Origin of the sequence: Mesorhizobium sp. Cs1299R1N1 (assembly GCF_037179655.1) — a bacterium.
Taxonomy (GTDB): Bacteria; Pseudomonadota; Alphaproteobacteria; order Rhizobiales; family Rhizobiaceae; genus Mesorhizobium; species Mesorhizobium salmacidum.
In genome coordinates this window covers 472,988-497,820 of the sequence record NZ_JAPYKR010000001.1, presented here as the reverse complement: position 1 = coordinate 497,820, position 24,833 = coordinate 472,988, and the positions used below count along the sequence as shown (strand labels likewise).

At 63.8% G+C, this 24,833-nt stretch carries 25 protein-coding genes; 7 read left to right on the top strand and 18 right to left on the bottom strand.

What is annotated here, in order from left to right; all coding sequences use genetic code 11:
* The first annotated feature begins 32 nt into the window (after nt 1–32).
* The gene (locus tag O7A70_RS02395) at nt 33–884 is read left to right on the top strand and encodes a sugar phosphate isomerase/epimerase family protein (protein WP_337138868.1); all 852 of its coding nucleotides are present in this window, start codon (nt 33–35) and stop codon (nt 882–884) included.
* A 297-nt stretch (nt 885–1,181) separates the two neighbouring features.
* On the opposite strand, the gene phnE (O7A70_RS02390) is transcribed toward O7A70_RS02395, so the two are convergent.
* The 12 genes from phnE (O7A70_RS02390) to phnG form a co-directional block, all read right to left on the bottom strand.
* Nucleotides 1,182–2,549 carry a phosphonate ABC transporter, permease protein PhnE gene (gene phnE / locus O7A70_RS02390; protein ID WP_337138867.1) on the bottom strand — a complete coding sequence of 456 codons (1,368 nt, stop codon included), beginning with the start codon at nt 2,547–2,549 and terminating at the stop codon, nt 1,182–1,184.
* 3 nt (nt 2,550–2,552) lie between these two features.
* Nucleotides 2,553–3,509 (bottom strand): phosphonate ABC transporter, permease protein PhnE, encoded by a 957-nt coding sequence (phnE, locus tag O7A70_RS02385; RefSeq protein ID WP_337138866.1) that lies wholly within the window; start codon nt 3,507–3,509, stop codon nt 2,553–2,555.
* 56 nt (nt 3,510–3,565) lie between these two features.
* The gene (gene phnD / locus O7A70_RS02380; RefSeq protein ID WP_337138865.1) at nt 3,566–4,474 is read right to left on the bottom strand and encodes a phosphonate ABC transporter substrate-binding protein; all 909 of its coding nucleotides are present in this window, start codon (nt 4,472–4,474) and stop codon (nt 3,566–3,568) included.
* Nucleotides 4,475–4,584: 110 nt separating this feature from the next.
* Nucleotides 4,585–5,442 carry a phosphonate ABC transporter ATP-binding protein gene (phnC, locus tag O7A70_RS02375; protein WP_337138864.1) on the bottom strand — a complete coding sequence of 286 codons (858 nt, stop codon included), beginning with the start codon at nt 5,440–5,442 and terminating at the stop codon, nt 4,585–4,587.
* 130 nt (nt 5,443–5,572) lie between these two features.
* Nucleotides 5,573–6,283: a DUF1868 domain-containing protein gene (locus O7A70_RS02370; protein WP_337138863.1), complete on the bottom strand. Its 711-nt coding sequence runs from the start codon at nt 6,281–6,283 to the stop codon at nt 5,573–5,575.
* 149 nt (nt 6,284–6,432) lie between these two features.
* Nucleotides 6,433–7,050: a DapH/DapD/GlmU-related protein gene (locus O7A70_RS02365; protein ID WP_337138862.1), complete on the bottom strand. Its 618-nt coding sequence runs from the start codon at nt 7,048–7,050 to the stop codon at nt 6,433–6,435.
* Entirely contained in the window at nt 7,047–7,754 is a 708-nt protein-coding gene (gene phnL, locus O7A70_RS02360; RefSeq protein ID WP_337138861.1) for a phosphonate C-P lyase system protein PhnL, read from the bottom strand. Before phnL ends, O7A70_RS02365 begins: the two co-directional genes overlap by 4 nt.
* A 49-nt stretch (nt 7,755–7,803) precedes the next feature.
* Nucleotides 7,804–8,580 (bottom strand): phosphonate C-P lyase system protein PhnK, encoded by a 777-nt coding sequence (gene phnK / locus O7A70_RS02355; protein WP_027144660.1) that lies wholly within the window; start codon nt 8,578–8,580, stop codon nt 7,804–7,806.
* Nucleotides 8,577–9,488: an alpha-D-ribose 1-methylphosphonate 5-phosphate C-P-lyase PhnJ gene (locus O7A70_RS02350; RefSeq protein WP_337138860.1), complete on the bottom strand. Its 912-nt coding sequence runs from the start codon at nt 9,486–9,488 to the stop codon at nt 8,577–8,579. The genes phnK and O7A70_RS02350 overlap by 4 nt, the downstream gene beginning before the upstream one ends.
* Nucleotides 9,485–10,597 carry a carbon-phosphorus lyase complex subunit PhnI gene (locus O7A70_RS02345; RefSeq protein ID WP_337138859.1) on the bottom strand — a complete coding sequence of 371 codons (1,113 nt, stop codon included), beginning with the start codon at nt 10,595–10,597 and terminating at the stop codon, nt 9,485–9,487. Before O7A70_RS02345 ends, O7A70_RS02350 begins: the two co-directional genes overlap by 4 nt.
* 2 nt (nt 10,598–10,599) lie before the next feature.
* Nucleotides 10,600–11,211, bottom strand: a complete 612-nt coding sequence (gene phnH, locus O7A70_RS02340; RefSeq protein WP_337138858.1) for a phosphonate C-P lyase system protein PhnH — start codon at nt 11,209–11,211, stop codon at nt 10,600–10,602.
* A complete protein-coding gene (gene phnG, locus O7A70_RS02335) occupies nt 11,211–11,672 on the bottom strand; it encodes a phosphonate C-P lyase system protein PhnG (RefSeq protein ID WP_337138857.1) in 462 nt (153 codons plus the stop codon). The genes phnH and phnG overlap by 1 nt, the downstream gene beginning before the upstream one ends.
* Before the next feature lie 112 nt (nt 11,673–11,784).
* Between phnG and phnF the strand changes: the two genes are divergently transcribed.
* Entirely contained in the window at nt 11,785–12,531 is a 747-nt protein-coding gene (gene phnF, locus O7A70_RS02330) for a phosphonate metabolism transcriptional regulator PhnF (RefSeq protein ID WP_337138856.1), read from the top strand.
* An 8-nt stretch (nt 12,532–12,539) separates the two neighbouring features.
* Here phnF and O7A70_RS02325 read toward each other — a convergent pair whose 3' ends face one another.
* The 6 genes from O7A70_RS02325 to O7A70_RS02300 all read right to left on the bottom strand — a co-directional run bounded on the left by O7A70_RS02325 (nt 12,540) and on the right by O7A70_RS02300 (nt 20,207).
* The gene (locus O7A70_RS02325; RefSeq protein ID WP_337138855.1) at nt 12,540–13,556 is read right to left on the bottom strand and encodes a zinc-binding alcohol dehydrogenase family protein; all 1,017 of its coding nucleotides are present in this window, start codon (nt 13,554–13,556) and stop codon (nt 12,540–12,542) included.
* A gap of 77 nt (nt 13,557–13,633) precedes the next feature.
* The gene (locus O7A70_RS02320) at nt 13,634–14,602 is read right to left on the bottom strand and encodes an ABC transporter permease (protein WP_337138854.1); all 969 of its coding nucleotides are present in this window, start codon (nt 14,600–14,602) and stop codon (nt 13,634–13,636) included.
* On the bottom strand, nt 14,599–16,152 hold the full coding sequence (locus O7A70_RS02315; RefSeq protein ID WP_140503053.1) for a sugar ABC transporter ATP-binding protein: 1,554 nt from the start codon (nt 16,150–16,152) through the stop codon (nt 14,599–14,601). Before O7A70_RS02315 ends, O7A70_RS02320 begins: the two co-directional genes overlap by 4 nt.
* Before the next feature lie 156 nt (nt 16,153–16,308).
* A complete protein-coding gene (locus O7A70_RS02310) occupies nt 16,309–17,301 on the bottom strand; it encodes an ABC transporter substrate-binding protein (RefSeq protein ID WP_027144669.1) in 993 nt (330 codons plus the stop codon).
* Nucleotides 17,302–17,641: 340 nt separating this feature from the next.
* Nucleotides 17,642–18,640: an aldo/keto reductase gene (locus O7A70_RS02305; protein ID WP_337138853.1), complete on the bottom strand. Its 999-nt coding sequence runs from the start codon at nt 18,638–18,640 to the stop codon at nt 17,642–17,644.
* A gap of 61 nt (nt 18,641–18,701) precedes the next feature.
* Nucleotides 18,702–20,207, bottom strand: coding sequence for a UxaA family hydrolase (locus tag O7A70_RS02300; RefSeq protein WP_337138852.1), 1,506 nt, complete (start codon nt 20,205–20,207; stop codon nt 18,702–18,704).
* Between the two features lie 244 nt (nt 20,208–20,451).
* On the opposite strand from O7A70_RS02300, the gene O7A70_RS02295 reads away from it, so the two are divergent.
* The 5 genes from O7A70_RS02295 (at nt 20,452) to O7A70_RS02275 (ending at nt 24,718) form a co-directional block, all read left to right on the top strand.
* Nucleotides 20,452–21,354 carry a GntR family transcriptional regulator gene (locus tag O7A70_RS02295; protein ID WP_337138851.1) on the top strand — a complete coding sequence of 301 codons (903 nt, stop codon included), beginning with the start codon at nt 20,452–20,454 and terminating at the stop codon, nt 21,352–21,354.
* Nucleotides 21,355–21,474: 120 nt separating this feature from the next.
* Nucleotides 21,475–21,831: a DUF2946 family protein gene (locus O7A70_RS02290; protein ID WP_337138850.1), complete on the top strand. Its 357-nt coding sequence runs from the start codon at nt 21,475–21,477 to the stop codon at nt 21,829–21,831.
* 96 nt (nt 21,832–21,927) lie between these two features.
* Nucleotides 21,928–22,470, top strand: coding sequence for a copper chaperone PCu(A)C (locus tag O7A70_RS02285; protein WP_337138849.1), 543 nt, complete (start codon nt 21,928–21,930; stop codon nt 22,468–22,470).
* A 39-nt stretch (nt 22,471–22,509) separates the two neighbouring features.
* Nucleotides 22,510–23,028: a YcnI family copper-binding membrane protein gene (locus O7A70_RS02280; protein ID WP_337138848.1), complete on the top strand. Its 519-nt coding sequence runs from the start codon at nt 22,510–22,512 to the stop codon at nt 23,026–23,028.
* Between the two features lie 136 nt (nt 23,029–23,164).
* The gene (locus tag O7A70_RS02275) at nt 23,165–24,718 is read left to right on the top strand and encodes a copper resistance CopC/CopD family protein (protein ID WP_337138847.1); all 1,554 of its coding nucleotides are present in this window, start codon (nt 23,165–23,167) and stop codon (nt 24,716–24,718) included.
* Nucleotides 24,719–24,833 lie beyond the last annotated feature (115 nt).

Below are 24,833 nucleotides of genomic sequence, written 5' to 3'. Positions count from 1 at the left end.
CGCCTGGCCGGCGGAAAATGGGGAGGGCGTCGATGAAAATCGGCATGTGCATGTTCTTGTGGACGACGGCGGTGTCGAAGAAGCACGAGCCATTGCTTCGCGACATCAAGGCAACCGGCTTTGACGGTGTCGAAATCCCGATCTTCGCCGGCACGCCGGACGACTACAGGAAACTGGGCGAGCTGCTGGACAGGATCGGGCTGGAGCGGACCGCGGTCTCGGCGATGGGCGATCCGGCGATGAACCTGATCGCGGCCGATGCGGCAACGCGCAAGGCCGGTGTCGATTACATGAAATGGGCCATCGATTGCGCCGATGCGCTTGGCGCCAGCACGCTGAGCGGACCGCTGCATTCGACCCTTGGCGCCTTTTCCGGGTCCGGGCCGACCGCCGCCGAGAAAAAGCGGTCGGTCGCCTCGCAACGCGCCATCGGCGACCATGCCGGCAAGCGCAACGTCACCATCGGGCTCGAGGCGCTGAACCGCTTCGAATGCTATCTCCTCAATACGATGGCCGACCTGTCTGAGCACGTCGACGCCATCGACCGGCCGCACATCAAGGCGATGTACGACACTTTCCACGCCAATATCGAGGAGGCCGACCCGATCGGCGCCTATACGAAGCACCGCAGGAATGTCGTGCATATCCACATATCGGAGAACGATCGCGGCGTGCCGGGGCGCGGCAACATTCCGTGGAAAGAAACCTTCGCGGCGATCCGCAAGAGCGGCTACGACGACTGGCTGACCATCGAGGCGTTCGGCCGCTCGCTGAAGGAATTGGCGGCTGCGACCAAGGTGTGGCGCGATTTTTCCGAGACGCCGGAAGCGGTGTACCGGGAGGGGTACAAGCATATCAGGAACGGGTGGAAGAAGGCGGCTTAGGAAGCCCTGCGCCTGGTGCATTTTCCATTTGCGTTCGCGGCGGTTGCAAGGTGGTTCCCCCACTCCGTCTCGGCTTCGCCGAGCCACCTCTCCCCCCTCCGGAGGGAGAGGAAAGGGAGCCTGGTGGCTCGGGAGAGGAAGAAAGCCTCACCCAGGAGGACAGGCGCCGGCCCGGACAGCTTGGTGCCTTTCCTCTACCCCGTCGCTCGGGGGAGAGGTGTCGAGCGAAGCTCGACGGAGTGGGGGTCGACCCTTTGGCGCCGGGCGAGACGAAGCCTGCGCTTCTGCTTCACAAGGCTACCCCTGCTTGGCCTGGATCCTGTTGTAGTCGTGAATCGTCCGGCTCAGCCTACGGCGCAGGAAGTTGGATATGTTGTCGAAGGTGAAGACGACGAGCAGGATCAGCAGCACCATGTAGAAGACGTTGGCCCAGTTGGAGTTGGTGCGCATCGCTTCCCACAGTTTCAGGCCGATGCCGCCGGCGCCGACGGCGCCGATGATGGTGGCTCCGCGGGTGTTGGATTCCCACTGGTAGAGCGTCTGGCTGATGAAGACCGGGATCACCTCGGGCATAACGCCGTAGCGCTGCACCAAGATGCCGTTGGCGCCGGTCGAAAGCACCCCTTCACGTGGCTTGTCGTCGATGTTCTCCAGACCTTCCGAATAGACTTTTCCCAATGTGCCGATCTCGGTGAAGAAGATCGCGGCGCTGCCGGCCAACGGGCCGGGGCCGAAGGCGCGGGTGAAGAACAGCGCCCAGATCAGCATATCGACCGAGCGCATGAAGTCGAAGAAGCGCTTGAGCACCTGGCTGAGCAAGCCGCTCGGCGTGATGTTGCGCGCCGCGAAGAAGGCCAGCGGGAAGGCGACGATGCCACCGAGCAGCGTGCCCAGGAAAGCCATGACAATGGTCTGCAAGAGCTTCGTCCAGACATCGCCATGTTGCCACTGGGCGTTGTTCCAGATGTTGTCGCCGGCCAGTGCGAGGTTCGAGATGCCAGGTTTCAGCTCGGGCCCCGATACGATCAGCGAGACCACCTCCCCCGCCGATTTGCCGAAGAAGGGCGAGCGTGTGTCAAAGACGAAGTTCGCCCAGCCGAGGAAGCGCTTGCGCACCTTGACGCGGTCGACGGTGACGCGCACCTCGCCGACAAAGCCCATCTTGGCCACCACCTCGTCGTCATGCGCGGTGATCCAGTCCGGCACCGGACCCGTGATCACCGGCTTGCCGCTGGTCAGTGCCACCGGCACCGTCTGGCCATGAGCGACAATCGTCGCGTAGGTCTTGTCGAAGGTGACGGATTTGGCCTGGCCGTCGATCCGCACGGTGAAGGACCCGTCGGCATTCTTGATTACCCAATCCGGATTGGGATTGTCGCCCAGTGCCGAGAAACGCGGATATTTGGGCGTGATCTCCGGGTGGTCGAGACGGAATTCCGGTTGCAGATCGTAGCTGATCCATTGTGTCAGGAAGAGCGGGAGGCGCTCCCAGTGCGATTCCCGCAATACCTGCGGCAGGCTGAAGAACCACAAGGCATAGACCAGATAGAGGAGGGTGCCGGTAAACAGGAGCAGCGGACCGAAGCGCTTGTATGCCGGGCGCCGGAACACCTGCGGGTGGCGCGCCTCGATCGACAGCATTTCCTCGGCGGTCATGGTCGCCATGATCTACGAACCCATCATAAAGGCTTGTTCGCCGACCAGCTTGCGACGAAGCCAGGCGGAAAACTGGTCGATGATGAAGATGGTCGTGAACAGCAGCAGCACCAGCGCCAGCGTCTTGGCGCCGAAGCCGCGCGAGATGGACAGCTTCAGTTCCTCGCCGATGCCGCCGCCGCCGACGGCGCCGATGATGGTGGAGGCCCGCACGTTGATCTCGACCCGGAGCAGCGTATAGGACACGAAATTGGGCAACACCTGCGGCAGGTCGGCGAAGCGCACCCGCTCGAACCAGTTGGCGCCGACCGCCGTCAGGCCTTCCTCGGCACGCATGTCGATGTTCTCGTTGATCTCGTAGAACAGCTTGCCGAGTGCGCCGATCGAATGCAGGCCGATGGCGATGATGGCGGCGATCGGACCGGTCGAGACGATTGCCGCGAAGAGGCCGGCGATGACGATTTCCGGAAAGGCGCGCAGCAATTCCATGAAGCGCTTGACCACCAGCCTCAGTGCCGGATGAGGCGTCAGGTTGCGCGCCGCGATGAAGGAAAAAGGCACTGCGAAGATGAAGCCGATGAAGGTTGAAACCAGCGCCACGTTCACCGTGGTCAGCATCAGTTCGAAATATTCGGGGACGTAGAAACCGCCCCACACATAGACGCGGCCAAGCGGGAAGTTGAATTCCTGGGTGCCGGTATCATGCGGCGAGGCGATGTCGAACAGCGCCCGCCAGACGTCGTTCCAGTCCTTGGGGACCAGCCAGCTCAGGAAATCCAGAATGTGCGGCAGCCGGTCGAAGAAGTGCCCGGCATTGGCTTCGTCGGCGAACCACATGCTGGAGAGCATCGCGGCAAGCAGCAGTCCGACGCCGAGCACGGTATAGAGCCGGCGCAGCGACGTCTGGCGTCGCCAGGCATCGGCCGTCTGGTGGGTGGCGCCGGAGGGGGCTGTCACGGAAAGGGTCATGATCGGAGATGCAAAAAGGGCGGTACCTGAGATACCGCCCCTTTGCAATTTCGCCGTTAGCCGCCGATGGCTGCCTTACGGGCTTCGACGATGACGCTGTAGAAGTCCGGCTTCACCGGAACATAGCCGGTGAAATCGCCGCCTTCGACGCCTTCGAAGCAAGCCTTGTCCTTCTTGGGCAGGTCGGTAAAGAAGGCGGTCAGCTTGGCGGTCATGTCGTCGCCGATCGCGGTGCGCACGACGAGCGGACCGTTCGGGATCAGGCCCGAACGCCAGACTTCGACGAAATCGTTGGGGTCGACGGCGCCCTTGGCGACTTCCTTGTGGAAGGTGCCGGAGGTGTAGCCGTTCTTGAAGTCGCCTATACCCGAGGAATCGTCGACCGCGACATCGACCTTGCCGTCACGCACGGCCAGAACGTTGTTTTCGTGGCCGCCATTGAACTGGGTCGAAGCGAAGAAGGTTTCGTTCGAGGCGCCGGTGGTCTTCGGAATCTGGGTCAGCGGGATCAGGTAGCCGGAGGTCGAATCCGGGTCGGCATAGCCGAGCTTCTTGCCCTTGGCCGACTTGATGTCGGTGATCCCCGAGGTCTTCAGCGCCAGGCCGACGGAATAATAGCCGGTGGCGCCGTCGGTCTGCTGGGTGGTGAGGATCGGGGTGACCGCCTTCGGGTCCTTGATGTAGACGCTGGCATAGCCGGAAGCGCCGAGTTCGGCGAAGTCGAGCGTGCCGCCGAGCAGGCCCTGGATGACGCCGTCATAGTCGGCGGCCGGGAACAGCGAAACCTTCTCGAAGCCGAACTCGGCCTTCAGGTGGTCGGCCAGGCACTGGTAGTTACGCAGCCGGTCGGTTTCGTTTTCGCCGCCGAGGATGCCGACGCGAAATTCCTTCATATCGGCGGCGTGGGCCATGCTGGTGGCCATGGCGAGCACCGAAACGGCACCGAAAACCATCTTCCTGAACATTTGCTATCTCTCCTGTAGGTTCCGGCCCCGCGCCGGCAGCGTTCTTGATCTTGACAAGTGCCCTTGACGCGGGCGGACGATCCAGGCTGCTCGCTATGCCCGTAGTGGGCTCAGTATCCCGGGAATGCGGGTTCGAGCGGTCCGGCGGATGCGGCGATCTTCTGCTTGAAGGCAACGCTGGTGGAGGTGATGACCTCCGATATCTCACCACCGTTGCTGTCGGCGCCATAGACTAGACGCACCGCTTCGCGGTTGAGCTCTTCGGGCGGCCCGTCGAAGACGACCTTGCCGGCGGCCATGCCGATGATGCGGTTGCAATAGGTGCGGGCGGTATCGAGCGTGTGCAGGTTGGTGACGACGGTGATGCCTTCGCGCAAATTGATGTCCTGCAGCGAATCCATCACCACCTTGGCGTTGAGCGGGTCGAGCGAGGCGATCGGCTCGTCGGCGAGGATCACCTTGGGCTGCTGCATCAGGGCACGGGCAATCGCGACGCGCTGCTGCTGACCGCCCGACAGGGTGCCGGCGGGTTGAAGTGCCGTACGGGCGATGTCGAGCCGCTCGAGCGCGGCGACCGCCTCGGCGCATTCGGCGCGCGAGAACATGCCGAGAAGGTTGGACAGGGTCGAACGGTGATTCAATTTGCCAAGCAGCACGTTGGTGAGCACATCGAGGCGCGGCACCAGGTTGAACTGCTGGAAGATCATGGCGCAGTCGCGCTGCCAACGCCGCAGCGGCGACCCGCGTAGGCGGGAGACCTCGGCGCCGTCAAAAAAAATCGACCCCTGGCTGGGGTCGACAAGACGGTTGATCATGCGAAGAAGCGTCGACTTGCCTGCACCCGAACGACCGATGACGCCGACCATCTGCCCCTGCGGGATCGAGATGTTGACGTCGCTGACGGCGGTGTTCTTGCCAAATCGTCGGCTGACACCGCGAATTTCGAGCGTGGCAGAGCTTGCTGACATGGGCTGGTTCCAGTCCGGTCCATATTGATCGTCAGGCACTCGCCTAACGCAGCCACATGAACCTGCCATGTCGCCAGCATGTCAGTTTTGTTACGCTCCACAGATACGACGGCCGGCGTCCTGCCGGCGATCAGCCGAGCACCAGCAATTCCTCGAAATGCTCCATGTCGCGGAATGCGCAGAAGGCGGGGGCCTTGATCTCGATCAATGGGGCCTCCCGGCCGAAAAGCGCCAGGCTCTCATCAAATAGCGCCTGCCATGCGGCGGCCCTGTCGTCAGCAAGACGCTGGATCTGATAAGCGAAGGTGATGTGAAAGACGTATTTGTCGTGATCGGGGTGCCGGTAGCCGAACGGCACGGCCAGCGCATCGCGCCATGCACGCATGATGCGCACATCCTCGTCGGTCGCGCCGGCAACGGTGAGCCCGGTCGGCACGATCTCGAGCACCTTGATGTTGAACGGACCGGCGCCCTGGAAACCCCTCAGGCGCTCCAGATAGAGGCGGGTCATGGCGTCGATGCCGGTGTCGAGCGGCACGTCCCGTGGCCAGTAAGGCAACCGGCGGCGATATTCGATGATGCCCTGGAAGAGTGTCATGTGCAGGCTGGAGACAGGCGTGAAGGCAAGGCGGTCGGCGTCCGGCATCGCCATCATCCGATCGCGCACAGCGAGCACCACGGCTTCGGATGGCGAGCCGCTGACCAGATGGCTGACGACGGTGTTGCCGGGCTCGAGGAGAAAGTTGCCTGACGCGTCGTAGCGCGTGCCGAGATGCGCCGGCGGCGTCGGATTGGAGCCGGCAAAGAATACGGCGAGCGAGGGTCTGACGGTGTCGAGCATGGCGATCTCCTTGGAACACCCGCGTCCTGCCCCGGTGATGTGTCAAGGATATGAAACAGTGTCGCTCATGACGTCGATGTGAGGGCTATGTCTCCTTGCCTGCAACAATTGCGAACGGAAAACCGGTTCCCACTTTTTCTGGAACTGCTCTATCCCTCGTATTTCTCCAGGAACGCCTCGGCCGAGAGCTCGCGGAAGTCGTCGAGCGAGGCACGCAGCCTGGCATGGTCCCAGTCCCACCAGGCAAGCGCCTGGTAGCGCTCGGCGGTGCGACGGTCGAAGCGCTCGCGGATCGGTTTGGCCGGCACGCCGGCGACGATGGTGTAGGGCGCGACGTCCTTCGAGACGACCGCGCCAGCGCCGACCGCAGCACCATCGCCAACGGTGACGCCGGGCAGGACGGTCGAGCCGTGGCCGAGCCAGGTGTCGTGGCCGATGGTGACGCGTTTGGCGCGACGCTCAGCGAAGAAGTCGCTCTCGTGCTCGGCGTCGTCCCAATAGTCGGAGGCACGGTAGGTGAAATGGTGCAGCGTCGGCCGCCATGTCGGGTGGTTGGTGGCGTTGAGGCGCACGCTGGCCGCGATGTTGGCAAACTTGCCGATCGTCGCGCACCAGACTGCGCAGTCCTGCATCATGTAGGAATAGTCGCCGAGTTCGCTTTCCGAGACCCGGCTGCGGTCGGCGATCTCGGTCCAGCGGCCGAGCGTCGAGTTGTGCACCTCCGCTGTTGGATGGATCAGCGGCGTTTCCGACAATTTCCTGGTCATGCGGCGAGTTTTCCCGGAGCGAAGGCGGTGACGTCGATGACGCGGTCGGCCACCGCCTCGCGCACTTCGTGGTCATGGAAGATGCCAAGCAAGGCGACGCCTGCCGCCTTCTTGGCGGCGATGAGTTCGATCACCACGTCGCGGTTCGTTGCGTCGAGCGATGCGGTCGGCTCGTCGAGCAGCAGGATCGGATGTTCGGTGATGAAACCGCGCGCGATGTTGACGCGCTGCTGCTCGCCGCCCGAGAAGGTTGCCGGCGGCAGCATCCATAGTTTTTCCGGCAGGTTGAGCTGGGCCAGCAAGGAGCGTGCCCTGGCCCGGGCTGCCTCGCGCTCCTCGCCGCGTTCAACCAGTGGTTCGGCGACGACATCGAGGGCCGAGACGCGCGGCACGGTGCGCAGGAATTGGCTGACATAGCCGATCGTTTGCCGGCGCACGGCAAGCACGGTGCGTGGGCTGGCATGGGCGAGATCGATCAACCCATCCTCGTGCGTGACGATGATCTGGCCTTCGTCGACGGCGTAGTTGCCGTAGAGCATCTTCAGGATCGAGCTTTTGCCGGCACCGGACGGACCGCCGAGCACGGTGCATTCTCCGGCCTTGATCGAGAACGAGACCCCCGCGACGACGGGCAATTTGATGCCGTCGCGCAGATGCATGGTGAAGCTTTTGGCGACGTCGGAGACAACGAGAGGGGTCGGCATCAGAAGGTTCTCCAATCGTCAATCGTCGGCGGGCGTACAGGCGCCATCATCACACCTGCAAAATCGAGGAAACGAGCAATTGCGTGTACGGCGCGCGCGGGTCGTCGAGAACGCGGTCGGTAAGGCCGCTTTCGACGACGCGGCCGTCCTTCATCACCATCATGCGCTGTGACAGAAGCCGCGCCACGGCAAGGTCGTGGGTGACGACGATCGCGGCAAGGCCAAGGTCGGTGACCAGGCCGCGCAACAGGTCGAGCAGGCGCGCCTGCACGGAAACGTCGAGGCCGCCGGTCGGCTCGTCCATGAACACCAGCCGTGGTCCGGTGACGAGATTGCGGGCGATTTGCAGGCGTTGGCGCATGCCGCCGGAAAAGGCGCGCGGTTCGTCGTCGATACGGTCTTCCTCGATCTCGACGCGCGACAGCCAGTCGACGGCCGTGGCGCGGATCTTGCCGTAGTGACGGTCGCCGACCGCCATCAGACGCTCGCCGACATTGGCGCCGGCCGAGACCGTCATGCGCAGGCCATCGGCCGGGTTCTGGTGGACAAAGCCCCAGTCGGTGCGCATCAGGAAGCGGCGCTCGGCCTCGCTCATGCGGTAGAGCTCGCGAAACTGGCCGTCGCGCATGCGGTAGCTGGCGGTGCCGGAGGAGGGCAGCAGCCGCGTCGACAGGCAGTTGAGCAGCGTCGTCTTGCCGGAACCGGATTCACCGACGACAGCCAGGACTTCGCCCGGCCACAGGTCGAAGGTGACGTTGTCGCAGCCGACTCGCGAGCCGTAGAACTTGGAGAGCGCCGAGACGCGCAGCAGCGGTTCGTCGATCATTGCGCCGGCTCCATGTTTCCTGGGGCAAGATGGGTTTCGGGAGCAAGGTGGCCGCGATGGCCCTCTTCACGCCGCTTCTCGCAGTAATCGGTGTCCGAGCAGACGAACATATGGCCGCCATGGTCGTCGAGGATGACCTCGTCGAGATAGACATTCTCGGCCGCGCACAGCGCGCAGGGTTGGTCGAAAGTCTGCACCTCGAACGGATGATCCTCGAAGTCGAGGCTCACCACATCGGTGAAGGGCGGCACGGCGTAGATGCGCTTTTCGCGGCCGGCGCCGAACAGCTGCAGGGCCGGCGAGCGGTGCATCTTGGGATTGTCGAATTTCGGCGTCGGCGAAGGGTCCATCACATAGCGGCCCTCGACCTTGACCGGATAGGCATAGGTGGTGGCGATGCGACCGTGCTTGGCGATGTCCTCATAGAGCTTCACATGCATGAGGCCGTATTCCTCCAGCGCATGCATTTTCCGCGTTTCGGTCTCGCGCGGCTCGAGGAAGCGCAGCGGTTCGGGGATCGGCACCTGATAGACCAGCACCTGGCCCGCGGTGAGCGGATGCTCGGGAATGCGGTGGCGGGTCTGGATGATCGTGGCGGTGGCGGTATCGGTGGTCACCGCGACATTGGCTACTTTCTTGAAGAAGGCGCGGATCGATACGGCATTGGTGGTGTCGTCGGCACCCTGGTCGATGACCTTCAGCACGTCGTCGGGGCCGATGATCGATGCCGTGACCTGGACGCCGCCGGTGCCCCAGCCATAGGGCATCGGCATTTCGCGCGAGGCGAACGGCACCTGGTAGCCGGGGATGGCGATGCCCTTGAGGATCGCCCGGCGGATCATCCGCTTTGTCTGCTCGTCGAGATAGGCGAAGTTGTAGGTGGCGATGTCGGTGGATTGCGCGGTCATTCCGCTGCCTCCTTCTTTTCTTCCGCCTTTGCTGGATTTTCGCGGGCCTCATATTCGGCGCGCATACGGCGCACGAGGTCGAGCTCGGCCTGGAAGTCGACATAGTGCGGTAGCTTCAAATGCTCGACGAAGCCGGTGGCCTGGACATTGTCGGAGTGCGAGATGACGAACTCCTCGTCCTGCGCGGCGGCAACGATGTCCTCACCGAGTTCGGAGGCACGCAGCGCCCGGTCGCAGAGCGCCATGGCCATTGCCTTGCGCTCGCTCTGGCCGAAGACGAGACCGTAGCCGCGGGTGAATTGCGGCGGCGCCTTGGCCGAGCCCTTGAACTGGTTGACCATCTGGCATTCGGTGACGCGCACCGTGCCGAGCGGCACCGCGAAGGGCAGTTCGGGAACGTCGAGTTCCAGCTCGACCTCGCCGATGCGGATCTCGCCGACGAAAGGATGGTTGCGGGCATAGCCGCGCTGCGTTGAATAGCCGAGCGCCAGCAGAAAACCCTCGTCGCCGCGCGATAGCGCCTGCAGGCGGATGTCACGTGCCATCGGGAATTCCAGCGGCTCGCGGGTGATGTCGCCGGGAACATGGTCCTGCGGCATGTCGCCGTCGGGTTCGATCAGGCCTTCGCGGGCGAGGATCGCCGAGACACGCGGCATGGGCTCGGTCTGGCCGGCGCGCTGCACCGGTTCGGCGACGCCTGCGCCGGCGGCAAGCTCCGGGTCGAGCAGGCGGTGCGTATAGTCGAAGGTCGGACCAAGCAGCTGGCCGCCAGGCAGATCCTTGTAGGTCGCCGAGACGCGCCGTTCGACCAGCATCGCACTGGTGTCGATCGGGCTGGTATAACCGAAGCGCGGCAGCGTGGTGCGGTAGGCGCGCACCAGAAAGATCGCCTCGATCATGTCGCCCCGCGCCTGGACGATGGCGAGTGCGGCCAGCTCACGGTCATAGAGCGAACCTTCGCTCATCACCCTGTCGACGCCGAGCGCCAGCTGTTCGACGATCTGGTCGAGGCGCAGCGCCGGCACCGAGCGGTCGCCACGCCGGCGGTCGGCAAGCAGGCTGTGAGCGTTGGCAATAGCGGCTTCGCCACCTTTTACCGCGACATACATCTTCAAGCCTCCATCGTCTTGATGCGCGTCGTGCGCGGCAGGCAGGCTATGCCGTCCGATGTGGCGAGGATGATGTCGACGCCACGCGGAAAGCGCTTGTTGTTTTGCTTCCACTGCTCGACGAAGTGACGCGGCATCTGTGCCGGCGCGATCGTGGCGCTGGTTTCGATGCCGGGGCCTTCGAGCAACAGCGGGGACCCTGAAGTGAGGTCGCCGACCTGCAGGATCAGCGTCGTCGATCGGTCGGGATAATCCTGCGTGCCCTGAGAAAAACCGTCGAGCGCCATCATCTCGGCCGGTGTGGCAATAAACGCGAAGTGCGCGTCGGCCGATGTATTGGCCAGCGGCGCACCGGTGTGGAAGCCAAGCCAGGAGCCGATCGCCGCGGAGGCATGCAGTGCCGGGTCGAGCCAGAGTGGCGTGTCGTTGTCGCACAACGCCAGGGCTATAGCGCCCGATGTTGCCGAAAGCGGCGCCGGCGGGCGGGCCAAGGTCGGCAAGGGCTGGACGCTGCCCGGCCGCGCCATGGCATCCATGACGGCCCGAAACACGGTCTGGGCGTTGAAGACCGGATCGGCGAAACCGCCCTCGATCGATTGTGCCGCGATATCCATCAATCTTCTCCGCGAACCATGGTGAAGAAATCCACTTTCGTCGCCGCCGTCTCGGCGCGGCGTTTTTCGTGGGCAGCGGTCAGAGCCGAGCGCAAGTGCGCAATGAGCCTGGTCTCGACCTCGGCGCGGCGGGCAGGGTCCTGCCAGAGCGCGTCGGCGATGGCTGCCAGCTTCGCCTTCTGCTTGTCGCGGCCAAGCGCGTAGCAATGGCCGACCTGCCCGGATGGCAGCCGGACGGTGGCACGCGTGACGGTCGCCTCGCCGACATTGAAGGGCGCGCCGCCGCCGCCGATGCGGCCACGCAGCGTGACCAGGCCGGTCTCGGGGCCGCGCAGCAGCTCGGCTTGCGAAGGCAGGCCGGCCTCGTTCCAGAGCCGCACGATGTCGTCGCCGCTCGATTGCGCCAAGGTGGCCATGGCGGCCTTGCGCTCGGCCTGGTCGCGGGCTTCCTGTCCTCGCATCGCCAACTTTCCTCTTCATTAAATTTGTCTATTGATATAGACAACTATACAAATTATACATATTACCTAGCGCGAGTCCATGACGGGTGCGTGACAGGCCGGGAGGCAAAACATGACCGGGCAAGCGGCCGATACCATCGAGCGGCGCAGCGGCGTCTCACTTTGGCGCCAGATCGCCGACAGGATCCTGCAAGCGATTGCCATTGGCGATTTCGCCGAAAATGCCGCGCTGCCGCCCGAGGTCGCGCTGGCGGAGCGTTATGGCGTCAACCGTCACACCGTGCGCAGCGCCATATCGGCCCTCGTACAGGAGGGCGTATTGCGGGCCGAACAGGGGCGCGGCACGTTCGTCTTGTCGCGCAAGCGGCTGTCCTATCCGATCGGCGCGCGCACGCGCTTCTCTGCGGGGCTGCAGGGGCAGACCTCGGAACGGCACATCGTGCTGCTTGCTTTCTCGGTCGAGCCTGCCAGCCAGCGCGTTGCCGAGGGGCTTGGCCTTGCCCGGGGTGCCGAGGTAATCCGGCTGGAAACGCGCGGCGAGGCCGACGGACGGCCGGTGTCGCGCGCTGCCGCATGGTTCGAGGCGAAGCGCTTTGCCGGCATCGACAAGGCGATGGCGCAAACCGGTTCGATCACCGCGTCGCTCGCTCGTTTCGGTATCGACGACTATCTCAGGCAATCGACCGTGCTGTCCGCGCGCCATGCGGACGCCGCCGATCTCGCCGATCTCGATCTGCAGCCAGGCGCCATCGTGCTGGTGACAGTGGCGGTCAACGTCACGCCCGACGGCCAGCCAATCCAGTTTTCCGAATCGCGTTTTTCGGCCGAGCGAGTGGAGCTGAAGCTCTCGGCACTATAACGCCCTGGCTATCCGATCTCGATCACGGCCTTGATCAGGCCCGACTTCTCGTGTGCCCAGCGTGCGAGGTCCCCTGGCGTATCGGCCAGCGTGGTGCGGTGGGTGACGAGCTTGGCCAGCGGCACGGCACCATTGCGGATCGAGGCGGCGACATGATCGAAGTCGGCGCGCAACGCATTGCGGCTGCCGACCAATGTCATCTCGCGCTTGTGGAACTCAGGGTCGGAAAAGACGATATCGTCCTTGACGACGCTGACCAGCACCAGGGTGCCGCCATGCGCGACGTGGGCGAAGGCCGATTGCACCGACCGGGTGTTGCCGGTGGCGTCGAAGACCACGTCGAAGCCTTCGCCGTCTGTCGCATCACGCACCAGATCGGACACAGGTGCTTGCGAGCCGTCGAGAATCGAAAAGCCGAGCTCACTCGCCGCGAAGACCAGTCTTTCGGTGCTCATGTCGAGAAGTGTCACGTCGAGCCCGGCAATGCGTGCGAAGATGGTGGTGCCAAGCCCGATCGGGCCGGCACCGATGACCAGCGTGCGTGCACCGGCCTCGGAACGCGCGCGGCGCACGGCATGCGCGCCGATGGCCAGGAATTCGACGGCGGCGGCGTCGGCGAGCGACAGCCCGTTTGTGGGATAGAGATTCTCAGCCGGCACCAGGATCTGTTCGCACATGGCGCCGTCGCGATGCACGCCGAGCACTTCGATCCTGACACAGCAATTGGGCTTGCCGTGCCGGCAGGCGATGCATTTGCCGCAGGAAAGGTAGGGGTTGATGATGACCGGTTCGCCGACCGCAAGCCCGACTCCTTCGCCGACTTCGACGACGGTGCCAGACACTTCGTGGCCCATGATGCGGGGGTAGGCGAGGAACGGGTGCTTGCCCTCGAAGATATGGTAGTCAGTGCCGCAGATGCCGACATGGCTGACCGCCACCAGTGCCCAGCCGGGAGGTGGCTGGGAGGGTGCGGGACGGTCTTCCAGAATGAGTTCGCCGGGCGAGCGGCAGACGACGGCTTTCATGTTTCAGTCCATTTTGGGTTTACGAAAACGCCGGCCCGTTTTGATACCGGGCCGGAGATCGTTTTTCGGCTCGTTGACTACTTGCCGCCGCGGCGGCGCAGGCCGTCGAAATAGACAATGACGATGATCAGCACGCCGGTGATGACACGCTGCCAGAAGGCGTTGACGTTGAGCAGGTTGGCGCCGTTGTTGATGGTGGCGAGAATGAAGGCGCCGAGCAGCGGCCCGTGCACCGAGCCGACCGCGCCGAACAGCGAGGTGCCGCCGATCACCGACGAGGCGATCGCCTGCAATTCCCATCCTTCGGCCTGCGTCGGATTGCCGATGCCGATGCGCGAAGCCAAGAGCACGCCGACGAACGCCGCGCAGAGACCCGACAGCGTGTAGGCCATGAAGATGGTGCGCTGGACGTTGACGCCGGACAGGCGCGAGGCCTCGGCGTTCGACCCGACCGAGAACAGGTACCGGCCCCAGCGGCTGTGATGCAGGAAGACATAGGCGGGTATGCCGACCAGCAGGACCATCCAGAACAGATTGGGGATGCCGAGGAAGGAGTTGCGCGAGAATTCCTGGAAAGCATCATTGTTGATCGAAATCGAATTGCCGTTGGTCATCAAAAGGCCAATGCCGCGCAGCGACGTCAGGGTCGCCAGCGTAATGATGAAGGGCGGCAGGCCCATCTTGACGATGCCAAAACCATGGAAGAGGCCGATGGCGACGCCGACCAGCAGGGTGAGCAGGATGGCGAGGAAGACCGGGACGCCGGCATTGATCAGCATCGCGGCGATGACGGTGGCGAAGCCGACCACGGCGCCGACGGACAGATCGATGCCGCCGGTGATGATGACGAAGGTCTGGCCGACAGCCAAAATGGCGATCATCGAACCCTGACGCAGCAGATTCGAGATGTTGTTGGCCGACGCGAAGCTCGATGTGGACAACGACAGGATGACCCACAGCAGCACCAGCAGCGCCAGCAGCGTCAGTCCGAACAGGGCGTTGTAATTGCGCTTCGGTTTTTCGGCAGGAATCGCCTCGGTGCTCATGTCTTTCCTCCCAACTTTTCTTGTTTCTCGGCGAGCGCCTGTGTGAGAATGTCCTCGTGATCGGCGGTGTGGAACCCGTGCGTGGCCACCAGCTTGCCGCGGCGGAACACGTGCAGCGTGTCGGCCAGTTCATAGACCTCCGGCAAATAGGACGAGATCAGGATGATGCCGGCGCCCTTCGACAACAGCGCGCTGAACAGGCGGTAGATTTCGGCCTTGGTGCCGACATCGACGCCAACCGTCGGCTCGTCGAAGATGAACAGCTTGGCGCCGTGCGCCAGCCATTTGCCGATGACGATCTTCTGCTGGTTGCCACCGGATAGGCTGGAAGCCAACGCATGGCGCGTCGGAGTCTTGATCCTGAGGCCAGCGATCTGGCGGTCGGCCTCGGCCTTCTCTTTCGCGTTCGAGATCAACAAATTGCTGGAGATGCGCTTGTAGATCGGCAGGTTGAGGTTGAGGCCAACCGGCAAATTGAGGCAGAGGCCCTGGTCGCGGCGGCTTTCCGGCGCCAGCGCCATGCCGAGCTTGATCGCGTCATGCTCGGAGTTGATCTGGACATCCTTGCCTTCCCACAGGACCTGGCCGGCCGACTTCTTGTGCCGGCCGTAGAGCGTGGTGACGAATTCGCTGCGCCCGGCGCCGATCAGGCCGTAGAGCCCGACGATCTCGCCGGCACGGACTGTCATCGACACGTTTTCGAAACCCTTGCCCGAGAGGTTCCTGGCCTCGATGATCGCGGCACCCGGAGTGAAATGCTCCTTGTGGTAGATCTGTTCGATCGAGCGGTTGATCATCAGTTTGACGAGTTCGGCGTCATTGGTCTCGCTGATGTTCCTGGTGCCGACCAGCGTGCCGTCGCGCAGCACCGAAACACGATCGGCGAGCTCGAACACTTCCTCCATGCGGTGGCTGATATAGATGATCGTCACGCCCTCGGTCTTCAGGCGGCGGATCAAGGTGAAGAGCTGGTCGGCCTCCTTGCGGGTCAGGTAGGCGGTCGGCTCGTCGAAGATCAGGAATTTGGTGCCGCGCACGGTGGCGCGGGCGGCGGCGATCAGCTGCTGCTGGCCGATGGTGAGGTCGCCGAGAGTAACATGCGCCGGCAAGTCAAAGCCGAGATCGTCGATGATCTTCTGCGCTTCCTTGACCATGGCGCGCTGCTGCAGGATGCCGAAGCGCGAATTCTCCTCGCCGAGGAACATGTTGGCCGCGACCGTGAGGTGACGGCAGAGCACGACTTCCTGGTGGACGGCGTTGATGCCGAGCGCCATCGCCTCATGCGGGGTCGCCAGTGCAGCCGGTTGACCCTCCCAGATCACTTCTCCGGAGGTGCGCGGCATGACGCCGGTCAAAAGCTTGATGAGCGTGGATTTGCCGGCGCCGTTCTCGCCGACGATGGCGTGGATCTCGCTTGCCTTGAAGGCAAGGTCCACCGGCTTCAAGGCGTGAGTGCCGGGATAACGCTTTTCCAGCCCGCGCAATTCGAGGATGGTCCTGCCGGGCTCCAGCGCGGGAGCCGGATGCAGTTCGTGCGCCGTCGGCGTCATGGCGATCCTCCCAGATTGGCCCCGCGGCTGGCACCTGGCGAGGCTGTGATCGTCTTTTCAAACAGCCTAGTCGAAGCCGGCCGATTGCCAGGCCGCTCGTGGCGGCGGATGTTTCCGGGGCGCGACGCCCCGGAAACGGTTTCGAACACTGGCTGCTCAGAGCTTCGGATTGAGCAGCGCGTCGATCTTGGGATCCTTCATGTTGTCCTTGGTCACGAGATTGGCACCGGTGTCGACATTTGCCTCCACCTTCTCGCCCTTCGAAGCGGCGAGCGCCGTCTTGATGCCGTCATAGCCCATCCGGTACGGATCCTGGACGACGAGGCCCGAAATGACGCCGTCATTGAGGAACTTGATCAGCTTCTCGTCGCTGTCGAAGCCGATCAGTCCGACCTTGCCGGCAAGTTTGTTCTCGGCGATCGCCTGGCCGACGCCTTGCGCCATGATCAGGTTTGACGCGAAGATGCCCTTCAGGTCCGGATTGGCGGTGATCAGGTCGGTCGCGATGTTGAGGCCGGTGGTGGCCTGGCCGTCGGCGTATTTGTCGGCGATCAGTTCGAGGCCGGGATATTTGGCCTTGAGCTGTTCCTTGAAGCCTTGCGCGCGCTGTTCGAGCGAGCCAGCGCCAGGGAGCGCGGTGATAAGCGCAACCTTGCCTTCGACCTTGCCGCCGTTGGCGGCGCCGATCGCGGCGGCGAGACCGTCAGCGGCGACGCGGCCGCCCTGGACGTTGTCGGTGGTCAGGAACGAGGTGAAGGCCTTGGAGTCGGCGCCGGAGTCGATGCCGATGACCTTGACCTTGGCCGCGGCCTCGTCGATCGGCTTGCCGAGCGCCTTGGCTTCGGTCGGCGCGATGACGACGGCGGCCGGGTTGCCGGCGACGGCGTTCTCGAGGATGGAGATCTGGCCGTTGACGTCGGTCTCAGCCTGGGCGCCGAGTTCCGGCACATTGACGCCGAGATCCTTGCCGGCCTTGCGGGCGCCGGCCAGGACGATCTGCCAGTAGAAGGACGTGGTATCCTTGACGATGATCGGAATGGTCACGTCCGCCGCCGAAACCGGTGCGGTATGCATGACGCCGGTGAGCATCGAGGCTGCCGCCAGGGCCATGACGGCGCGGCGGTTGAGAATGCTGGTCACGAATTTCATAGGATCCTCCCTAAGTCGCCTGGTGAAACGTTACGGAAGCCCGGTTCGGATAGGCGTGGCCCAAACAGAACTTTATCAATAAAAAACAGTTGCACTGTTTTGATAGTCCATCGATCCAGCCGATGCAAGCGGTGTTTCCGGCCAACTCTCCCAAAGGCCTGACAACGACTCACCTCCGGCGTCGGCTCCTCTCCAGTCTCAGTCGGGCGCTCCCGTTTCCGTTCCGAGGGAGTATGGAATATTAATTCCACACACCAGTCAACATGGAATGTTCATTCTTCCAGATCGCGATATTGTGAAGCCCGCCCTCGACCCTGTGGACATCGCGAAAGTGCGGGCTTCAAGGCAGGTCCTGCACCACGGTGTAGGGACGATACTTGGCATATTCCGTCTCCGGCACGTCGATATCGAGCAGTTCGAGGTTGCGTGTGAGGTTCGCCAATTTTGCGGTGCCGGTCAGCACGGTGGCGACTATTGGCTCGTGCAAAGGAAACTGGAACGCGGCCGCCGGCAGCGGATAACCGCCTTCACCGGCGATCTTCTCCATGGCGTCGACACGGCCGAGCACATCGTGGCTGGCGGGTAGGTAGTCGAAATGCGCGCCTTGCACCGGCCCGGTCGCCAATATGCCCGAGTTGAAAACACCACCGATCACCAGCGAGGTCTGTTGCGCGCGGCACAGCGGCAGCAGTTCGGCTTCCGCGCTGCGGTCGAGCAAGGAATAACGGCTGGCGAGCAGGATGCAGTCGAGCGGCGCCCGGCGCATGACGTCGAGGCAGATCTGGACTTCGTTGACGCCGAGCCCATAGGCCGAAATCGTGCCGGCCCGCTTCAGCTCTTCGAGCGCCTTGAGCCCACCGTCCATCAGCTGGCGAAAGTGCAGTTTGGTCTTCTCGACTCCGTGCGTGTAGACGCCGATGTCGTGCACATACAGGATGTCTATCCTGTTTAGCCCAAGGCGCGCATAGCTGAAGTCGACCGACCGCATGATGCCGTCATAGGAATAGTCGTAGTCCAGCGCGAAGGGCAGCGGATCGACATAGGAGTGGTCGGGAACCTGGTCTTCCGGCACCGGGCGGAACAGCCGGCCGACCTTGGTCGACAGCACGTAGGAATCGCGTGGCTTGTAGCGCAGAAAGTCGCCGAAACGACGCTCCGACAGGCCGAAACCGTAGAAGGGCGCGGTGTCGAAATAACGCAAGCCGGCTTCCCACGCGCCCTGCAATGTTTCCATGGCCGCCTCACGCGAACAGGCCCGGTATAGACCGCCGATCGCGGCGCCGCCGAAACTGACTTCGGTCACCTCCAGCGCTGTCTGGCCGATACGGCGTTTTTTCATCCACAACCTCCCTATTCCCGGCCACTTGTGCGGCCGGGCAGTCTACCAGATATCAATCGAATTAGAGCGTTGCGCCGAGATGCCAGGGGACGAACTCGTTGTCGCCGTAGCCGAAATCCTCGCTCTTGGTCTTGCGGCCCGAAGCCGTCTCGACGATCAGTTCGAAGATCTCGCGGCCCATGCCGGCAATGGTCTTTTCGCCGGAGGCGATGACGCCGCAATTGACGTCCATGTCCTCTTCCATCTGGTTATACATGGTCGAGTTGGTGGCGACTTTGATCGAGGGTGTCGGCCGGCAGCCGAAGCAGGAACCGCGGCCGGTGGTGAAGACGATGACATTGGCGCCGCCCGCGACCTGTCCGGTGGCCGAGACCGGGTCGTAGCCGGGCGTGTCCATGAACACCAGCCCGTTGCCGGTGACCTTCTCGGCATAGCCGAACACGCCGTTGAGCGGCGTCTGGCCGCCCTTGGCGACCGCGCCGAGCGACTTTTCCAGGATCGTGGTGAGGCCGCCACGCTTATTGCCGGGCGAGGGGTTGTTGTCGATCGAGGCGCCATGCTTGGCGACGTGATCTTCCCACCATTTCACGTAGCCATCGAGTTTCTTGGCGATCTCGGGGCTTGCGGCGCGATAGGCGAGCAGGTGTTCGGCGCCGTAGATTTCCGTCGTCTCGGAAAGGATGCCGATGCCGCCGACGCCGGCCAGGATGTCGACCGCCGCGCCCAGCGCCGGGTTGGCCGTGATGCCCGACATGCCGTCGGAGCCGCCGCATTGCAGGCCGACGACGATCTCGCTGACCGGAATCGGTTCGCGTTTCAACTGGCCGACTTCCTCGGCGATCTCGGCCAGCACGCCCATCGCCTTTTCCACCGATTTGCGCGACCCGCCGGCATCCTGGATGTTGAAGTGGCGCTTGCCGGCGGCGGCACCCTTTTGGCCGTAAAGCGTGAGCTGGTTGACCTCGCAGCCGAGGCCGACCATCAGCACGCCGCCGAAGTTCGGGTGGCGGGCATAGCCGGCCAAGGTCCGATGCAGCACCATCATGCCGTCGCCGGTGGCGCTCATGCCGCAACCCTGGCCATGGACGATCGGCACGAAGCCGTCGATGCCGGGGTATTTCGGCAGCAAGGTCCTGTTGGCGGTGTCGGCGATCGAATGGCAGACGGTGGCCGAGCAATTGACGCTGGCGATGATGCCGATGAAGTTGCGGGTGCCGGCGCGGCCATCGGCGCGGCGATAGCCCATGAAGGTGCGGGCGCGGTCGGCCTCCGTCGCATGCTCGGCCTCGCTCGGCGGCACCACCGGCAGGCGGCCGGCCTCGAAGACCAGATTGTGCGAATGGACATGCTCGCCCGGTGCGATGTCCTGTGTGGCGCGGCCGATCGCCTGGGCGTATTTGACGACGGCTTCACCCGCGGCGATCGGCTTGATCGCCACCTTGTGGCCAGGCTCGATGAGGGCGGCAGCGAGCGCGCCGCCCGGCAGCGTGGTGCCGATCTCGATACGGCCATTGGCAACGGCGACATTGTCGGCGGGGGACAGAAGAATGGTGTTCGAGACGTTCACGGGCGTTTCCTGGGTGATCCTGGGATGCGCGGATTGACACGCGCCTGTTAAGAGTTAATGTCTTTTATCGTGAAAAAACAGTTTTGCGTCAATTGTTTTTTCGACGCGGTTCGCCCTGAGGCAAGTGGTGGTGCCGGAACAATGAACCGGCCCGGAGAAAGAGATTCCTGCTTTTCAGGGTCATTGGAACACATATTGCGCTTCAAGCCGGCCGCCGCAAGCGCGGGCATGAATGGGTCAGGGGATGTCGAAGAGCAACAATGTCTATAAGGACGCCTATAACCGCTGCCTCAGGCTGCTCGACGAAACGCGCAGCCTGCCGTCGGAACCGGAGTTGGGCGCGGTGCTCGGCGTCAGCCGTACGACGGTGCGCAGCATCCTGGCGCGCATGGAAGAGACCGGACTGATCGCCTGGAACAAGCGCGCCAAGACGGTGCTGCGCGATCCGTATCCCGATGATTTCTTTCCCGAGGAAGAGACCGACACGCTGGCCGAGATTATCGAACGGTCGTTCATGCGCAGGCTGCTGGCCGGCGGCGCCGAGGCCGGCATGCAGATCAACGAACTCGAACTGGCGCGCGAGATCGGCGTCGGCACCACCAGCGTGCGCGAGTTCCTGATCCGCTTCTCTCGCTTTGGCCTGATCGAAAAACGCCGCAACAGCCATTGGGTGCTGAAGGGCTTTACGCGGGCCTTCGCACTGGAACTGACCGAGATCCGCGAAATGTTCGAATTGCGCTCGGCCGCCGCCTTCACCGCGCTGCCGCAGGACAGTCCGGTCTGGGGCGATCTCGACCGGCTGGAGGGGGAACACCGCGTTCTGGCACGCGAGATCGCGACGCGCTTCAATGAGTTCTCGGAGCTGGACGAGCGCCTCCACCGGCTCATCCATCGCGCCTCGCGCAACCGCTTCATCGTCGATTTCTACGACGTCATCGCCATGATTTTCCACTACCACTACCAGTGGAACAAGGCGCAGGAACGCGAGCGCAACGAAGTCGCGATCGGCGAACATCTAGCCTATATCGAGGCGCTCAAGTCGCGCGACCTCGGCAAGGTCGATGCCGCCTGCCGCAAGCATTTGAAGTCGGCACGCCAGACATTGCTGACCTCGATCCCGGAAAGCCGGTCATCCCAAAAGATCTGATCCTGCCGTGTTGCCGCACTGTCGATTTGGCGATTTTCGACCTGTCCCGGCCGTGATAGGTATCGTCATCGATTGTTTGAAGAGGCAGATGGTTTGAGCCGCCGGGGGAGACAACGGAGCATGCCGGTCGCGCTTGTCGCGGCCTGTCTGCTGTTGCTCCAGTCGACACTTGGTGCGTTCGCCTTCAGCACCGGGCCGAGTGCCGCGCAGCTAGATGCCTTCGGCAACGTCATCTGTACCCGCGACGGCGCCACCCAGCTTCCCGGCGGCGACCAACACCCGTCACATCCGCCGGCCTGCTGCACGCTCGGGTGCAGCATGTTTTCGTCGGCCTATGCGCCGCCGCCCGATGCCGCGCTCGCGCTTGCGACCCTTTCGTTCGAGACCGTCGCCTTCGTCTTCCCCGCGACCACGCATCTCGACTTCGCCCGCGAACGCTCCCCATCGAACCCGCGCGCGCCGCCGCTTGCGGCCTGAGCCTGCTTGCTTGCGGAACCTTTCGCGAGCGTAGTCATCCAAGATCAAAACCATTCGCGACCGGCGACGGCGCGATCATCACGTCATGGAGCAACCATGTCCCATTCTTTCCGCACGTCGGCGGGCACTGTGTTCGGCCGCACCCTGCCTCGTTTCAAAGCCGATCTCTGCATTATCACGCTGGCCTTTGCCCTGTTGTTCGTCGGCGCCCAGGCCGTCCTGGCGCACGAATTCAAGGTGGGCGATCTCGAAATCGAACACCCCTGGTCGCGTGCCACCCCTGCCGGCGCCAAGGTGGCCGGCGGCTATTTCACCATCGTCAACAAGGGCAGCGCCGCGGACCGGCTGCTGTCGATTTCCTCGGACGTTTCTGAGAAGGCCGAGCTGCATCAAATGGGCGTCAAGGACGGCGTCATGACCATGCGGCCAGTTGACGATGGCCTGGAAATCCCGGCCGGAGGCAAGGTGGCGCTGGCGCCCGGTGGCTATCACCTGATGTTCGTCGGCCTGAAGCGGCAACCCAAGCAGGGTGAAAAATTCGCCGCCACGCTGACTTTCGAGAAGGCCGGCGCCGTCAGCGTCGAGTTCGCCGTCGAGGGCATGGGTGAAATGGGCGGCATGGACGACCACGCCAATTGATCGCGCCGATCCACCAATTTTTTGAAATCAGGGACCATCATGATCAAGTATCTTTTGGCGGCTGGCGCGTTTCTCGTGCTGGGGACAAATGCCGTCTTGGCGCATATCACGCTCGAAACCCAGGAGGCGGCAGTCGGCTCGACCTACAAGGCTGTGCTGCGCGTGCCGCATGGCTGCGACGGCAAGGCGACGACCGCCGTGCGTGTGCAGATTCCGGAAGAGGTGATCGCGGTGAAGCCGATGCCGAAGCCCGGCTGGACGCTGCAGACCAAGAAGGGCAAATACGACAAATCCTACCAGCTCTATGGTCAGGCGGTGGCCGACGGTGTCAAGGAAGTCGACTGGAGTGGCGGCAATCTGCCGGATGAATTCTACGACGAGTTCGTCTTCCGGGCGACGCTGACGGCCGATCTGCCCGCCGGCCAGAAGCTCTACTTCCCGGTGGTGCAGGAATGCGGCGATGCCGCCGCCCGCTGGATCGAGATTCCGACGGCCGGACAGGATGAGGACGCGCTGGAGACCCCGGCGCCCGGCATCAAGCTCACACCGAAGAAATGATTTTCTGGCGGCGCGCCCTGTCCGCAAGGTGCGCCGCCAATTCCATGGCGGCAGCATGAACCCAACATCCCCACTCCAAAGGACCGCAAGGACCGGCAAGCGATTCGGCTGGGCTGGTGGGCTCTTCGCGGTGCTCATGGCGCTCATCGTCATGGCCTCGACAGGCCAGGCCTTTGCCCATGCGGCGCTGATCAAGACTGACCCGGCCGACGGCGCCGTGCTGGCGCAGGCGCCGGCGCGGTTCTCGCTGAACTTCAGCGAGCCGGTCTCGCCGCTGGTGCTGACGCTGGTGACGCCCGATGGTACGCCGATCCCGCTGACATCCTTCCGCCTCAGCGACCAGACGGTCGAGATCGACAATCCGCAAACACTCAAATCCGGCACGCATGTGCTGAGCTGGCGTGTCATCTCCGCCGATGGCCATCCGGTCGGCGGCTCGCTGCTGTTTTCCATCGGTGCGCCAAGCGAGCCTCCGGCTGTCTCCGAAGCGATCGACTGGCCGTTGCGGTCGGCGATCTGGATCGGCAAGGTCGTTCTCTATGCCGGCCTTTTCCTCGGCATTGGCGGCGCTTTCGCCCTTGCCTGGCTGGCCGGGGATGGCCGTGCCGGTCAATGCTTTGTTGCCGGGACGATCCTGTGCGGGCTGCTGGCGGCGCCCTTGTCGCTCGGCTTGCAAGGTCTCGATGCGCTCGGTGCGCCGCTGTCCCATCTGGCGCAGCCGGTGGTCTGGCGCACAGGGGTCGGCACCAGCTTCGGCTGGACGGTGCTGATCGCCCTGATCGCACTGGGGCTTGGCCTGCTGTCGCTGGCCGGACCGCGCGCGCCCGCCAGGCCGCTTGCCCTTGCCGGGCTGGTCGGTGTGGGCGCAGCGCTTGCCGCCAGCGGCCATGCCAGTGCCGCCGAACCGCAATGGCTGACACGGCCGCTGGTCTTCATCCATGGGGTTGGTATCGCCTTCTGGGCCGGCGCCCTGGTGCCGCTCGGCCTCGCGCTGAAGCGTCAAGCGGCCGGCGCCGTTGAATTCCTGCGCCGCTTCTCATGGGCAATCGTGCCCGTGGTCGCCTTGCTTGCCTCGGCAGGCATCGTGTTGGCCGTGATCCAGGTGCAGACGCCCTCGGCGCTGGTCGACACTGCCTATGGCCGGCTGCTGCTGGTCAAGCTCGCGCTGCTGGTCTTCCTGTTCACGCTGGCCGGCGTCAATCGCTGGAAACTCACCGCATCGGCCGAGGCTGGAGCGACCGAGGTGCAACGCAGGCTCACCCGCTCGGTCGGCGTCGAAGTGCTGATCGTGCTGGCGATCTTCGGGGTCGCCGCGGGCTGGCGCTTCACGCCGCCGCCACGAGCGCTGGCGATCGCTGCGGCGCAGCCGGTTTCGGTCCACGTCCACGCGCTGCAGGCGATGGCCGATCTCAGCATCACGCCTGGCCATGCCGGACCGGTCGCCGCCTCGATGATCATCATGAGCGGCGATTTCGGGCCGCTCGATGCCAAGGAAGTGACGCTGGTGCTGTCGAAGCCCGATTCCGGCATCGAGCCGCTGAAGCGCGCGGCAACCAGGCCCGGCGATGGCAGCTGGCGTGTCGACAACCTCATCATCCCGGTTTCCGGCCGCTGGACGGTGCGCATAGACATCCTGATCTCGGACTTCGACATGGTGAAGATCGAGGCGCCGATCGACATCAGGCCGTAATGGCCGCGACAACACAATTGGGCGAGGCGGTTGACGCGGGCCTGAAGGCCCCTCAATCATCCAAGCAATAATGGGCATCGAGGCAAGAACGGGCTCGAGCTCGAAAACACCAGAT